Below are 13,454 nucleotides of genomic sequence, written 5' to 3'. Positions count from 1 at the left end.
ACACGCCTGCCGCGCCGGGCACAATCCGCGCCATGAAACAGTGGTTGCGTACGCAGGGTGGTTGGTGGCTGGCATGGCTGGCGCTCACCGCCGTGGGCGCGGTGTGGATTGCGCGCGCCGAGCTGGCGCAGATGCACCAGGACTTCGAGACTGACGTGCGCATTGCGCACCGCCTTATGAGCCAGCAGATGGTGCAGTACGACGCGGTGCTGGCCACGCTCGCGCTGCTGGAACCCAGCACTGGCGCGGACCATCCCGAGCAGCGCTTGCCCTCGGTGTACTCGTCGATCCTGCGCGTGCAGCGGCGCGACCGTGATGAGCCCTGGGCAGACAGCGCGCAGGCCAGCGCACTGGCCGCGGCGGAGGCGCGCTCGCGCAGCCAGCAGCGCGCAGAGTTGGCGATTCTCGACCTGGCCCATGGCCGCTACGTGCTGGTGATCGGCGCCACGCCGTTCAGCTATGCACTCGACATCGACCTGGCTGGCTCCGTGCCGTGGCGCGACTGGCCAATGAACCCACAGCGCAGCCCGGTGCGGCTGAGCCTGCAGCGCGACGGTCAGCAACTGGTGCTGCAACCGGGCGTGCCGGCCGCGAACGGCTGGCGCTTCGACCTGACAAAGCCGCTGGCGTCGCCGAGCCAGCCGTTCGACCTCGTTGCCGAGCGGCAGGTGGGCTGGGGGGAACTGCCGTGGCGTGGCATCGCCGGCTGGGCCGCAACCATGGCCGCGCTGCTGGCTGGCCTGTGGGCCGCGCAGCGCCAGCGCGTTGCACGGCGCCGGGCCGAAGAACTGCTGCGGCTCGGGCAGGTCGCGCGGCTCAATGCGCTGGGTGAGTTGTCGGCCGGTCTGGCGCACGAACTCAACCAGCCGCTCACAGCTGTGCTGGCCAACGCGCAGGCCGCGCGCCGCCTGCTCGACGACGACCCTCCTGACCTGGTCACGGCACGCGATGCGATGGGGCAGGCCGTGGAGCAGGCGCGCCGCGCGGCCGGTGTGGTGGGGCGCTTGCGCCGGGTCATCGAGCGGCCCGAGGCGAGTGGCGAAGAAGCGAAGCCGCTGGTGCTGCAGGAAGTAGTGCGCAGCGCCATGCACCTGCTGGTGCCGGAGTTCACAAAACACGCGATCAACGCGCAGTTCGACGCTACCGCGCAGGCGCCGGTGCGCGTACAGGCCGAGGCGGTGGCGCTGGAGCAGATCGTGCACAACCTGCTGATGAACGCGCTGCAGGCGCTCGACCTCGTGCCGGCGGCCGAGCGGCGCCTCGTCGTGTCCGTCGGCCGCAACGGGCAGGAGGGCGTGCTGACCGTGACCGACAACGGGCGCGGCATCGCCCCCGAAGCCCTTCCGCGCCTCTTCGAACCTTTCTTCAGCACACGCGAAGGCGGGCTGGGCCTCGGCCTGAGCCTCAGCGAAACGCTGGCCAGCGGCATGGGAGGCAGCCTGAGCGCGGCCAACGCCTCGCCGCGCGGCGCGCGCTTCACCTTGCTGCTCCCTCTCGTCGCGCCGTCTCCATGAACACGCCGAGCATCCATCCGCCGCAATCTCCGCTGATCCACCTGATCGACGACGACCAGGCGGTGCGCGACAGCCTGTCGCTGCTGATCGGCACAGTCGGCCTGCGCGTGCAGAGCTGGGCCGATCCGCAGGCCTTCATCGACGGGTTCGATCGCGCGAGCGTCGGCGCCATCGTGCTCGACGTGCGCATGCCCGGCATCAGCGGTCTCACGGTGCTCGACCGGCTGATGGAGCAGGGCGTCGACCAGCCCGTGATCATGCTGACGGGCCACGGCACGGTCGAGATGTGCCGTCGCGCCTTCAAGGCCGGCGCGGCCGAGTTCCTCGAAAAACCGGTGGACGACGAGCAACTGCTCGAGGCGCTGCAGCAGGCGGTGCGGCAGCACGTGCGCTCACGCCAACGCTCGCAGGCCGACAACGCGGCGCGCGAGCGAGTGGCGCAACTGTCGGAGCGCGAGCGCGAGGTGCTGGCCTTCATCGTGCAGGGGCTCACCAACAAGGAGATTGCGCGCACGCTGGCGCTGTCGCCGCGCACGGTCGAGACGCACCGCGCCAATCTGTTCGCCAAGCTCGACTGCGATTCGCTCGCGCAGCTGATCCGGCGCTATGCCGTGCTGGTGGACAGCGCTCCGTAGTTCTACGGAGCGCCGGGCGTAGCCGTACGAATGGTTGCGGCGGCGCATGTTTTCTACAGTGGCGCAGCCGTCGGCAACAGCTGGCGCAACCACCCGTTTCACTGGAGAAAACGAACAATGCAATCCATCCTTCGCCTCGGCGGCCTCGCCGTTCTGCTCGCAGCTTCCGTCGCCCAGGCCCAGACGCCCGCACCTGCGGTGCGCACCGAAAAGAACATGTCGCTCGTGCTGGCCAACCAGATCGCGGCTGAAGCCGTGGCGGCCTGTGCTGCCAACGGCTACAACGTGGCGGCAACCGTGGTCGATCGCGCGGGCACCGTGCGTGCCGTGCAGCGCGCTGACAACGCCGGCCCGCACACGCTGGCATCGAGCGAACGCAAGGCCTGGACTTCGGCGTCGGCCAAGAGCCCGACGCAGGCCATGATGGAAGGCGCACAGAAGAACCCGGCCGCCGCCAACCTGGTGTACCTGCCGGGTTTCCTGGTGCTGGGCGGTGGCGTGCCGATCAAGTCGGGCAATGAAGTGATCGGCGCGGTCGGCGTGGGCGGCGCGCCCGGCGGCCACCTCGACGAGCAGTGCGCCAACGCGGCGCTCGAGAAGGTCAAGGGCCTGCTCTGATGGTGGCGCGCGGTATCTGGTCGGGGGTGCTGGCGGCTGCGCTCGGGTTGGGCGTGACGGTAGGCGCGTTCGCCCAGGTGCCGCCGCTGGCGGCCGAGGTGCTGGCCTACGAGGGGCTGCACCAGGCTGCGTGGCATGGCGACCTGCCAAAGCTGAAGGCGCTGATCGCCTCGGGCGCCAATCTCGATGTGCGCGACACGCGCGGCCGCACGCCACTGCATGTCGCCACGCATGCGCGGCAGCGCGAGGCGATCAAGCTGTTGGCCAAGGCCGGCGCCAACCTCGACCTGCTCGAAGACGACCGCTACGACGCGGTCACCATCGCCTCCGTGGCCGACGATGCCGCGACGCTCTCGCTGCTGCTTTCGCTCGGTGCCAAGCCCGGGCAGACAACGAGCCGCTACGACGGCACCGCGCTCATCGCGGCGGCACACCTCGGGCATGACGAAGTGGTCCGCAGGCTGATCGCCGCCGGCGCACCGCTCGACCACGTCAACAACCTGCACTGGACGGCAGTGATCGAATCCATCGTGCTCGGCGACGGCGGCCCACGCCACCAGCGCACGCTGGCCGCGCTGGTCGAGGCTGGCGCCAATCTCAAGCTGACCGACCGCCAGGGCAACACGCCGCTGCAGCTGGCGAAGGCGCGTGGCTACATCGCCATGGTGAAACTGCTGGAAGCTCCGCGCGCAAGATAGGCGGCTCGGGGACAATGGCGTTTCTCCACGAGGAAACCGCCCCATGTACATGCCCCCGCAGTTCAATGCCAAGGACCCGGCCATCGCGCTGGAACTGATGCGCTCGCACCCGTTCGCGAGCCTGATCTCGAACGACGACGACGGACTGCCGTACGTCACGCACCTGCCACTGGTGGCCGAGCAGCGAGAGGGCGATGAGCTTGTGCTGTGGGGCCATTGCGCCAAGCCCAATCCGCATTGGCGTTATCTGCAGGCGCGGTCCAAGGCGGCAGTGACCTTTCTCGGTCCGCACTCGTACCTGTCGCCTTCGGTCTACCCCGACCTGGCCCGCGTGCCGACATGGAACTACCTGGCCGTGCACTGCACCGTCGAAGCCCGGCTGATCGAGGAGCCTGCCGAGAAGGACGTACTGCTCAAGAAGCTCATCGGCGAGCACGAGCCTGCCTACGCGCAGCAGTGGCGCGACCTGGGCGAGGAATTCCAGCTCAAGATGCTTGCCGGCATCGTCGGCTTCGAGCTGCGCGTGACGGCGCTGCAATGCAAGATCAAGCTCAACCAGCACCGCCGCGAGTCGCATGCGGCAATGCACGCGGTCTACAGCGCAGGCACGCCAGACGAGCAGGCGCTTGCCGTGTGGATGGATCGCCTCGGCATGAACGCCGCGGCAACCGTGGCGGAAGGACGCTGAGATGCGCACGTTCGGGCTGATCGGCCTTGTGCTGGCGCTGGTGATCGTCGGGCTGGTCGCGAAGAAGCAGATGACGAGCATGGCTTCTTCCACGCGGCCGGCCGTGCCCGGCGTTGCCGCACCGGCCACCGGCGAAGCGCCTGCGAATGTGCGTGATCAGGCGCAGCAGGTGCAGCAGCAGGTCAAGGAAGCGCTCGACGCGGCGGCGAAGGCGCGGCAGATGCCGGATGACAACTGAGGCCCTTCCAACGCCGACGGCGAGCGACGCTCACTGGATGGCGCTCGCACTTGCCGAGGCGCGGCTTGCCGCCGAGGCGGGCGAGGTGCCCGTCGGCGCGGTGCTGGTCAAGGATGGCCAACTGATCGCGAAGGGCCGCAACACGCCGGTCGCACAGCACGATCCGAGCGCGCATGCCGAGATCAACGCACTGCGCGCCGGTGCCACAGCGCTCGGCAATTACCGGCTCGACGGCTGCGAGCTGTTCGTCACGCTCGAGCCTTGCGCGATGTGTTCGGGCGCCATGCTGCATTCGCGCCTGGCGCGCGTCGTGTACGGCGCGACCGATCCGAAGACCGGCGCGGCCGGCTCGGTGCTCGATCTCTTTGCCGAGCCGCGGCTGAACCACCACACGCAGGTGCAAGGCGGTGTGCTGGCCCAAGAGTGCGCTGCGGTGCTGCGGGCCTTCTTCCAGCAACGCAGAAGCGCCGCGCGCGCACAGGCCGAGCCCTTGCGCGACGACGCGCTGCGTACGCCGCCCGAGCGCTTCGAAGCGCTGGTCGGCTACAGCTTCGCACCGCACTACGTGCAGGACCTGCCGAGCCAGCAAGGCTGGCGGATGCACTACGTCGACGAAGGCGGCGAGGGCGATGTTGCCTGCTGCCTGTGTCTGCACGGCCCCGGCGAATGGGGCTACTTCTTCCGGCATCTCGTGGGCCTGCCCGGGTTGCGCACGCTCGTGCCCGACCTGATCGGCTTCGGCAAGAGCGACAAGCCAAAGCGCGAAACACCGCATCGCCTCGAATGGCATCGCGACGTGCTGCTCGAATGGTTGGCCCGCGTGCAGCCCGCGTCGGCGGCGATGGTGCTTGCGCACAGCGCGACCGCCGCCGACCTGGCCGCGCTGCTGATGGCCGCGGCACCTGAACGCTTCGCGGCGGCGCTCGTCGTACCTGAGGGCCACGAGCACATCGAAGACGCGTGGCGCGTACCTTTCCCCGACCGGGGCTACGAAGCCGCGCTGCGCGCGCTCGGCCCCATCGCCCCATCGTCGGGACCAACGCTGGTGCAAGCCCGAACGTTCGTGCCGCTGGCGCGAAACGCAATGGGATACTCGAACACGTGACCAAACACATCTACATCTATTCCCCCTCCAGCGCGGTGCGCGACAAGGCCGCCTTCCGGCGCGGCGTGAAGCGGCTCAAGGCACTGGGTCATGAAGTCGAAGTCGACGATGCGGCACTCTCGGTGCATCAGCGTTTTGCGGGTGACGACGCCACGCGGCTCGCCGCGATTTCACGCGCGGCCGCGAGTGGCGCCGACGTGGCGCTCATCTCACGCGGCGGCTACGGCCTCACGCGCATCCTCGACGCCATTCCGTACAAGGCCGTGGCCAAGGCGATCGACAAGGGCACCGAGTTCGTCGGCTGCAGCGACTTCACCGCGCTGCAGAACGCACTGCTGGTCAAGACCGGCGCCGTGACCTGGTCGGGCCCTGCGGTCGGCGAAGATTTCGGTGCCGAGGCCGGTTCCGACGACATCATGGAAGCCTGCTTCGACGACCTCGTCACGGGGCAAGGCGAAGGCACCGGCTGGCGCATGCCGGCGCGCGATGCGGAGCTGAAGTTCAAGCCCGTGCAAGACGCGGTGCTGTGGGGCGGCAATCTTTGCGTGCTGGCCAGCCTGATCGGCACGCCGTACTTTCCCGTGGTGGACAAGGGCGTGCTCTTCATCGAGGACATCAACGAGCACCCGTACCGCGTCGAGCGCATGCTCGACCAGTTGAAGATGGCCGGCGTGCTGGCGCGCCAGCGCGCCATCGTGTTCGGGCAGTTCACGGGCATTCGCAAGGTGCCGGGCTACGACCGGGGCTTTGGCCTGAACACGGTGATCGACCGGCTGCGTGCATCGCTCAAGGTGCCTGTGCTGGCAGGCCTGCCGTTCGGCCATGTGCCCACGAAGGTACTACTGCCCCTGGGTGCGAAGGTGTCGATGGCAGCGGAAGGGCGCGATGTCTTTCTCGTCTGGGGTCATCGTCACGCGGCGGCGCATGACGATCATCACGGCCATGACCATCATCATCACGGCCATTGAGCCGGCCATGGGGAGAAGAAAGCGGGAAAAAGAAAACGGCCCCGAAGGGCCGTCGCAGCTTCAACTGTTGTTGTTGGTAAAGCGCTGATGCGCGCGAGGCCCCATCGAGCCGGGCAATCCGCCCTTGAACATGCTGTTGATGGTTTTCATCTGGCGGCGTGCGGCGGTTTCGCCGTCGATGGCGCTCAGCGCCATCATCACGTCCTGCCGCAGATACCAGAGGGCTTCGACGTCGACCGCAAAGCGCACACGCTGGCTCACGCGCTGCACCGAGTGGCCGCCATGGCCCTGGAGCACCGACAGCATCGCCGTGCGAATGCGCCCCAGCTGGCTTTCCGTCGCCTGGCGGGATCCGAAGCCGGGTACGTTCAGCAGACGAAGAATGCGGCGGAAGAGCATGGGTCGAAAAAGCGTATTGCGGGAAGCGAGAACGGCCGCTACCTTAAGCCTCAGTTAACCATTTCACAAGATCTGAAACGGTGTTTCTTGTTTGTAAACAACACGCTTTACTTAGCGTATTTAACAGATGTTGTATTTTGTAATCCAAAGTACTACAAATTAATGAATGACCCTCTCGCATCTGCTCCGTTGCCCCGCGGCGTATACCTATGTGGTCAACACGATAGGTGCGAAGGCCGTTTCTCCCGTGCGTAAATGAACGTATGCCCTGAGCATTTACAACCTGCGATAGAAATCGAGAATCACAACAGTATGGGTGTCAATTCCACAGTCGTATTCGCGGACTTGACGGGGAGCACTAGGGTCTTCGAGGCCATGGGAAATGCTCGAGCCACCGAGACCGTGACGCGGCTGACGCAATGGATCGGCGGCGTGTGCCAGGCGCACGGCGGCCGGGTGGTGAAGTCGCTCGGAGATGGTGTGTTCGCCATCTTCACCAGCGGCGCCGCCGCCACGCACGCGGTCGTCGAGTTGCAGCGCTATCACCAGAAGCGCCTGCTCGCATGGCCGGCGCCGTTGCGCATGGCGTTGCAGATCGGCGTGGCCAGCGGGGAGGTGGTCGAGGTCGAGGGCGACTGCTATGGCGACGCCGTCAACCTGGCCTCGCGCCTGAGCGACCTGGCCGGCCCCGGCCAGATCTGGGTGACCGACGCTGTCATTTCCCAATTGCGCGAAGGCGCGGTGCAGCACCGCGACCTGGGCCTCATCAACATCCGGGGCCGAAGCGAGATGTCGGTCGTGCACCGGATCGACTGGCAGGATGAGGTGACGAGCTTCCTCACCGTTCCCGCCGCGCTCGCCCCGCTGCGCATGCCGGATTCTTCCTTCGGCCAGATCGAGCTGGCCTGGCTCGACGTGCGGTCGATGTTCCGCACCGAAGAGCTCCCGATTCACCTGGGTCGCGTCGACGACGCGCAGTTCGTGGTCAACGACCCCCGCGTCTCGCGGCTGCATGCGCGCATCGAGTTGCGGCAGGGCAGTTGCGTGCTGATCGATGTCAGCACCTACGGTACCTGGGTGCGCTTCCACGGCAACGGCGGGCCGAGCACCGAGATTGCCCTGCGGCGCGAAGAATGCGTGCTGCACGGCCGCGGTGAAATCGGTTTGGGCGCGCCGCTCAGCGACTTCAGCGCGCCGACCATCGCCTTCAACACGAACAGCGGCGACGTGATGTTGTCGCGCCGCGAAATCGCGGGTTGAGCGTTGGTTGGAACGCACCGCGCGGCGGTGACGTTTGGCAACCAGCCTTCGCGGTGACGGGTGCACCACGGGTACACGTCGGGCGTTGCGTATCAACCTGGGCGCTGTCCGCCCTTGGCCTTGGAGCCTCAGTGAACTTCAAACATCAATCTTCTGTTTTCAAGTGGGCCGCCATCGGCACCGTCTTTGCCGGCGCGCTGCTGGCCGCGGGTGCCGCCAACGCGCGCGGAAGCTGGTCAGTGCAGATCGGCACGCCCGGCTATGTCGCCGGCGGTTACCCGGCGCCGTACTACGCACCCCCGCCGGTCTATCCTTATCCGGCCCCCATCTATTACGAGCCACCTCCGCCGGTCTACTACCGGCCGCCGCCACCGGTTTACTACCGCCCCGCGCCCATCTACAGCCCGCCGCCCGGCCGCATCTACTACGGCCCCGGCTATCCCTATCGTCCGCCGAACGGCTGGGACGACGAGCGCGACTGACGACTGGCACTGTCACCTGAATGTTTGCTGAAACATTGGCATGCGCGCTGGCATGCCAATTTTGTTTCAAGGGGTGACTAAAAAGTCACATTGGCACACATTTGTGTGGCGACTGCGCCAGTTTTAGACACCCGTCTAGCTGTTTTTCGCAGGGCATGCCGCTTGCCTTGATTGCTCGACCGGCGTTGATGCGCCGCAGGAGCGAGGAACATGGTGGAACAGTTCGAGGCCGGCTGCGCAAGCCCGGTCGACGAGGTGGTGTGCGTTACTGCGCCGCCTGCGGATGCAGTAACAAGAACGACGGCGGCAATCGATGAAACAACGCGGCCCGTGAAGGCCGCGGCTGCGTTCTCCATCGCGGCGGCACTGGCCGCATGCGGCGGCGGCGGAGGAGGCGGTTCTTCCGGTGGCTTCGGCTTTCCCATCGGCGGCAGCCCCAACCCGGGCGAGCAGCCCGACACCGGCCCCTATCACTACACCCAGGCGCAGAACGACGCGGAGGCCGCGCGCTTCCTGTTGCAAGCGCAGTTCTCGGCCTCGGACGCAGAGATCGCCGCAGTGCGCGCCAAGGGCTACATGCCGTGGCTCAGCGAGCAGTTCAGCGCAGCGCGCGAGCCCACGGCCTGGGAGTGGGTCAACGGCAAGCTCTACGGGGCCGTCGACACCGACGCGATGATCTGGCGCCAGCTCATGGTCGCAGCCGACCCGGTGCGCAAGCGCATGGCTCTGGCGCTCAGTGAAATCTTCGTGGTCTCCGGCACCGAGATCGGGTCGAGCTGGCCCACCGCGATGATGGCCCAGTACTGGGACACGCTGGCCAGCGGCGTCACTGGCAACTTCCGCCAGCTGCTGGAAGACGTCTCGCTGAATCCCGCGATGGGCTTCTACCTCAACACCCGCGGCAACCGCAAGGAAGACGCGTCGGGCCGGCAGCCCGACGAGAACTACGCGCGCGAAGTCATGCAGCTCATGACCATCGGCCTGTACCAGCTCGAAGCCGATGGCACGGTGAAGACCGGCGCCGACGGCCAGCCACTCGAAACCTACGTGCAGAGCGACGTGTCGAACCTCGCGCGCGTCTTCACCGGCTACGACCTCGACATCCGCTCCGCGGAACGCAATGCCTTTCTTCCGCCCGCCGCAAGCAGCCGCATCGAGACCAACGCCTGGACCACGCGCCCCATGGCGTACACGGCGGGCAATCACTCGATGCTCGAAGCGCGCTTCCTCGGCGCCACCGTGCCTGCCGGCACACCCGGCCCGGCGGCATTGAAGATCGCGCTCGACACGCTCTTCAACCACCCGAACGTCGGCCCCTTCATCGGCCGGCAACTGATCCAGCGGCTGGTTACCAGCAACCCCAGCGCGGCCTACGTCAAGCGCGTGGCCGACATCTTCGCCAACAACGGCGCGGGCGTGCGCGGCGACATGAAGAGCGTGTTCGCGGCCGTGCTGCTCGACGACGAGGCACGCGGCCCCACCGGTCTTTCAGACCCGAACTTCGGCCACCTGCGCGAGCCGATGCTGCGGCTCGTGCAATGGGGCCGCACTTTCGGCATCGGCTCGGCGCAGGACACCTGGGCAATCGGCAATACCTCCGACACGAGTCAGAGCCTCGGCCAGTGCCCATTGCGCTCGCCCTCGGTGTTCAACTTCTTCCGGCCCGGCTACGTGCCGCCCTCGACCGCCATCGCCAGCAGCAAGCTGGTGGCGCCCGAGTTCCAGCTGGTCAACGAGACCAGCGTGGGCGGCTATCTCAACTTCATGCAGGGCATTCTGCAGAACGGCTTCAACAGCAAGGACGTGGTGGCGAACTACGCGGCCGAGAAGACGCTGGTGACCGATCCCGCCGCGCTGGTGCGGCGGCTCAACCTGCTGCTCACGGGCAACCAGCTGTCGGCCGCCACCGTGGCGTTGATCACCGATGCGCTGAGCAAGGCGCCGCTGCTGAACCCCACTACCGACGCCCGCAAGCTCGACTTCATCTGCGCCGGAGTGCTGCTGGTGATGGGCTCGCCCGAATACCTCGTCCAGAAGTAAAGAAGAAGCCGGAGCGAACCGACCATGCACCTGATAAATCCTGCCCAGCATTCGCGCCGCGCCTTCCTGCGCCGCACGGGCCAGCTCGCGATGGCCGGAACCGCGCTGCCGTTCGCGCTCAACCTCGCCGCCATGGGCGAAGCCGCCGCGCAGGCCGCGCCCGGGGACGACTACAAGGCGCTGGTCTGCGTCTTCCTGTTCGGCGGCAACGACTACGCCAACACCCTCGTCAACTACGACGCCGACAGCTACGCGAAGTACAGCGCCATCCGCGGCGCCATTGCGCTGCCGTCCGATGCGGCTCTCGCGGCGACCGAGCTCAAGCCCGCCGTTTCACTGGCCAACGGACGCAAGTACGCGCTGAACCCGGCAATGACGAAGCTCGCGACGCTGTTCGACGAAGGCAGGATGGCGGTGCAGCTCAACGTCGGCCCGCTGGTCAAGCCGCTCACGCGCGCGCAGTTCAACAGCTCGAATCGCAAGGACTTCCCGATTCCGCCCAAGCTGTTCTCGCACAACGACCAGCAGTCGATCTGGCAGTCGTCCTCGCCCGAGGGCTCCACCATCGGCTGGGGCGGCAACCTCGGCGACCTGATGCTGGCTGGGCAGCGCAACGCGTCGCTCTTCACCTGCGTCTCGGTAGCGGGCAACGCGGTGTTCCTGTCGGGCGACGAGGCGCTGCAGTACCAGGTCGGCACGCGCGGCGCGGTGCGCATCAACAGCGTGAGCAGCGCCACGGGCAACGTCTACGGCTCGTCGGCGGTCAAGGCCGCCATGCAGCAGCTGGCGCAGCAGGCACGCAGCCACACGCTGGAAAACGAATACAACAAGGTCACGCTGCGCGCGGTCGAGGCGGAAGGCAAGATCACCACTGCCATCCAGCCTGACGACCTGAACGGCAACTTTCCCACCGGCAACAACCTGGCCGACCAGCTCAAGATGGTGGCCCGCCTCATTCGAGGGCGCACCTCGCTGGGCGTGAAGCGCCAGGTGTTCTTCGTCTCGATGGGCGGCTACGACCTGCACGACGACCTCGACACGAAGCAGGGCGGCCTGATGCTGCGGCTGTCCGAGGCCATGTTCGCGTTCCAGCGGCAGATGGAAACCCTCGGCATCTCGGACAAGGTCACGGCCTTCACCGCCTCCGACTTCGGCCGCACGCTTTCGAGCAACGGCAATGGCTCCGACCACGGCTGGGGCAGTCATCACTTCGTGGTCGGCGGTGTCAATGCCGTGAAGGGCAAAGCGTTCTACGGCACGCCGCCGCCGGTGAGCATCGGCAACACCGCGGCCGACGACGACCAGTGGCACGTCGGCCAGGGCCGGCTGCTGCCGACCACTTCGGTCGACCAGTACGCGGCTACGCTGGCCAAGTGGTTCGGCGTTCCCGACGCGGACCTCAACGGCATCCTGCCCAACCTGAAGAATTTCAACAACGTGACTGCGCCGAGTGGCATCAGCTATCCGCGCGATATGGGGTTCATGACATGAACGCAATGAGCAGCATGACCGCCATCGGCGGCCTCAACGGCATGGAAGGCGGGGCCAGCGTGAACTTCAGCGCGGACCCTCCCGAGGCGCCCGCACTGGCGCGCAGCAAGGCGGTGACGCACGTGCGCCCCTTCACCAGCGTCGAGGCCGCCATCACGGCGCTGGAATCGCTGGATCGCGAGCTCAAGAAGTTCGAGCTCGCGGTGGCCGACAGCCTGCAGGACTACCTCGGCGTGCAGATGGCGCAGATCACCGACTGCGCGCTGGCACGCGGCTGGGAGCCGGTCAGCTTCTTGCAGAAGGACGGATTCCGCGTGTACCGCTACGAGGCCATGCGCAGCTACAAGGGGCGCAGCAAGAGGCGCTGAGTTTCCGGAGGCCGCAACGCCTCCACGACGAGCATCAAGGCTGGCGAGGCGCGTCGGCCGGCATAGTAGGCGTGATACCCGTCAAAGGTTGCCGCCCAATCGTCGAGTACCGGCACCAGCCGGCCTGCCTCGATGTGTTTCTCGACGAGGTCGCAGGGCAGCCATGCCAGCCCGTGCCCGGAAAGCGCCGCAGCGACGATCAGCTCGCTCGAGTTGAAGACGAGCCGGCCCGAGACGTGGGCGTTGACGTGTTTCCGGCGATGCGTGAATTCCCATTTCAGAAGGCCACCGTGGGATGCCAGGCGCAATCCGATGCAATCGTGCAGGGTCAGATCCTGCGGGGTAGACGGCCGGGGGTGGCGCGAGAAGTAGTCGGGGCTGCCCACCACGGTCATGCGCATGTCGGGCGCGATGCGTACGGCGATCATGTCCTTGGCCACGTCGCCACCCAGGCGCACGCCGATGTCGAAGCGCTCGGCAACGATGTCGGTGAAACGGTTGTCGCCGCTGATCTCCACCTTGATGTCGGGGTACAGGGGCAGCCATGGTTGAAGCCTGGGCCAGATCAAGGTTCGCATCGAGTGTTCGGTTGCCGTGATGCGGACCATGCCGGCGGGCTTGCCGCGCATCTCGCCCAGAACGGCGAGTTCTGCTTCGATGTCCTCGAAACGCGGGCCGACGGCTTGGTACAGGCGTTCACCCGCCTCCGTGGGAGCGACGCTGCGCGTGGTCCGGTTGAGCAGCTTCAGGTCGAGCCGGCGCTCCAGCGCTCGGACGGTCTGGCTGAGCGCGGACTGCGTCACCCCAAGCTGGGCCGCCGCTCGCGTGAAGCTGCCTGCGCGCACCACGGCCGCAAAACTGGCCAGGTCGTCGTAGCGTGCCATTGATTAGCCTGCCTTCTAGGTACATGTCGATCCAGCAGTCTAGTCATTGGCAAGCAGGCTGCCTAA

At 66.9% G+C, this 13,454-nt stretch carries 15 protein-coding genes; 13 read left to right on the top strand and 2 right to left on the bottom strand.

What is annotated here, in order from left to right; all coding sequences use genetic code 11:
* Positions 1-32 precede the first annotated feature (32 nt).
* The 8 genes from NWF24_RS16045 (at position 33) to NWF24_RS16010 (ending at position 6,464) form a co-directional block, all read left to right on the top strand.
* The gene (locus NWF24_RS16045; protein ID WP_258355044.1) at positions 33-1,514 is read left to right on the top strand and encodes a sensor histidine kinase; all 1,482 of its coding nucleotides are present in this window, start codon (positions 33-35) and stop codon (positions 1,512-1,514) included.
* Complete coding sequence (locus tag NWF24_RS16040) at positions 1,511-2,149, top strand: response regulator transcription factor (RefSeq protein ID WP_258355043.1); 639 nt, start codon at positions 1,511-1,513, stop codon at positions 2,147-2,149. Before NWF24_RS16045 ends, NWF24_RS16040 begins: the two co-directional genes overlap by 4 nt.
* A 117-nt stretch (positions 2,150-2,266) precedes the next feature.
* Complete coding sequence (locus NWF24_RS16035) at positions 2,267-2,767, top strand: GlcG/HbpS family heme-binding protein (RefSeq protein WP_093054817.1); 501 nt, start codon at positions 2,267-2,269, stop codon at positions 2,765-2,767.
* The gene (locus NWF24_RS16030; RefSeq protein ID WP_258355042.1) at positions 2,767-3,465 is read left to right on the top strand and encodes an ankyrin repeat domain-containing protein; all 699 of its coding nucleotides are present in this window, start codon (positions 2,767-2,769) and stop codon (positions 3,463-3,465) included. Before NWF24_RS16035 ends, NWF24_RS16030 begins: the two co-directional genes overlap by 1 nt.
* 43 nt (positions 3,466-3,508) lie before the next feature.
* Entirely contained in the window at positions 3,509-4,153 is a 645-nt protein-coding gene (locus NWF24_RS16025; RefSeq protein WP_258355041.1) for an FMN-binding negative transcriptional regulator, read from the top strand.
* Position 4,154: 1 nt separating this feature from the next.
* Positions 4,155-4,391, top strand: coding sequence for a hypothetical protein (locus tag NWF24_RS16020; RefSeq protein WP_258355040.1), 237 nt, complete (start codon positions 4,155-4,157; stop codon positions 4,389-4,391).
* Entirely contained in the window at positions 4,381-5,496 is a 1,116-nt protein-coding gene (gene tadA / locus NWF24_RS16015; protein WP_258355039.1) for a tRNA adenosine(34) deaminase TadA, read from the top strand. Before NWF24_RS16020 ends, tadA begins: the two co-directional genes overlap by 11 nt.
* Positions 5,493-6,464 carry an LD-carboxypeptidase gene (locus tag NWF24_RS16010; RefSeq protein WP_258355038.1) on the top strand — a complete coding sequence of 324 codons (972 nt, stop codon included), beginning with the start codon at positions 5,493-5,495 and terminating at the stop codon, positions 6,462-6,464. Before tadA ends, NWF24_RS16010 begins: the two co-directional genes overlap by 4 nt.
* Positions 6,465-6,524: 60 nt before the next feature.
* Here NWF24_RS16010 and NWF24_RS16005 read toward each other — a convergent pair whose 3' ends face one another.
* Positions 6,525-6,863: a hypothetical protein gene (locus NWF24_RS16005; protein WP_258355037.1), complete on the bottom strand. Its 339-nt coding sequence runs from the start codon at positions 6,861-6,863 to the stop codon at positions 6,525-6,527.
* A 312-nt stretch (positions 6,864-7,175) separates the two neighbouring features.
* On the opposite strand from NWF24_RS16005, the gene NWF24_RS16000 reads away from it, so the two are divergent.
* From NWF24_RS16000 to NWF24_RS15980, 5 genes are all read left to right on the top strand, one after another.
* Complete coding sequence (locus NWF24_RS16000; protein ID WP_258355036.1) at positions 7,176-8,123, top strand: adenylate/guanylate cyclase domain-containing protein; 948 nt, start codon at positions 7,176-7,178, stop codon at positions 8,121-8,123.
* Between the two features lie 131 nt (positions 8,124-8,254).
* On the top strand, positions 8,255-8,605 hold the full coding sequence (locus NWF24_RS15995; protein ID WP_258355035.1) for a hypothetical protein: 351 nt from the start codon (positions 8,255-8,257) through the stop codon (positions 8,603-8,605).
* A 210-nt stretch (positions 8,606-8,815) separates the two neighbouring features.
* Entirely contained in the window at positions 8,816-10,645 is a 1,830-nt protein-coding gene (locus NWF24_RS15990) for a DUF1800 domain-containing protein (protein ID WP_258355034.1), read from the top strand.
* Between the two features lie 24 nt (positions 10,646-10,669).
* Positions 10,670-12,136, top strand: coding sequence for a DUF1501 domain-containing protein (locus tag NWF24_RS15985; RefSeq protein ID WP_258355033.1), 1,467 nt, complete (start codon positions 10,670-10,672; stop codon positions 12,134-12,136).
* A gap of 5 nt (positions 12,137-12,141) precedes the next feature.
* The gene (locus NWF24_RS15980; protein ID WP_258355032.1) at positions 12,142-12,504 is read left to right on the top strand and encodes a hypothetical protein; all 363 of its coding nucleotides are present in this window, start codon (positions 12,142-12,144) and stop codon (positions 12,502-12,504) included.
* Here NWF24_RS15980 and NWF24_RS15975 read toward each other — a convergent pair.
* Entirely contained in the window at positions 12,477-13,388 is a 912-nt protein-coding gene (locus NWF24_RS15975) for a LysR family transcriptional regulator (RefSeq protein WP_258355031.1), read from the bottom strand. The two genes, NWF24_RS15980 and NWF24_RS15975, sit on opposite strands and share 28 nt — an antisense overlap.
* Positions 13,389-13,454 lie beyond the last annotated feature (66 nt).

The sequence above is a fragment of the Variovorax paradoxus genome (assembly GCF_024734665.1).
Lineage (GTDB): Bacteria > Pseudomonadota > Gammaproteobacteria > Burkholderiales > Burkholderiaceae_C > Variovorax.
Note: the sequence above shows the minus strand (reverse complement) of the source record. Positions and strands in the feature narration are given on the sequence as shown.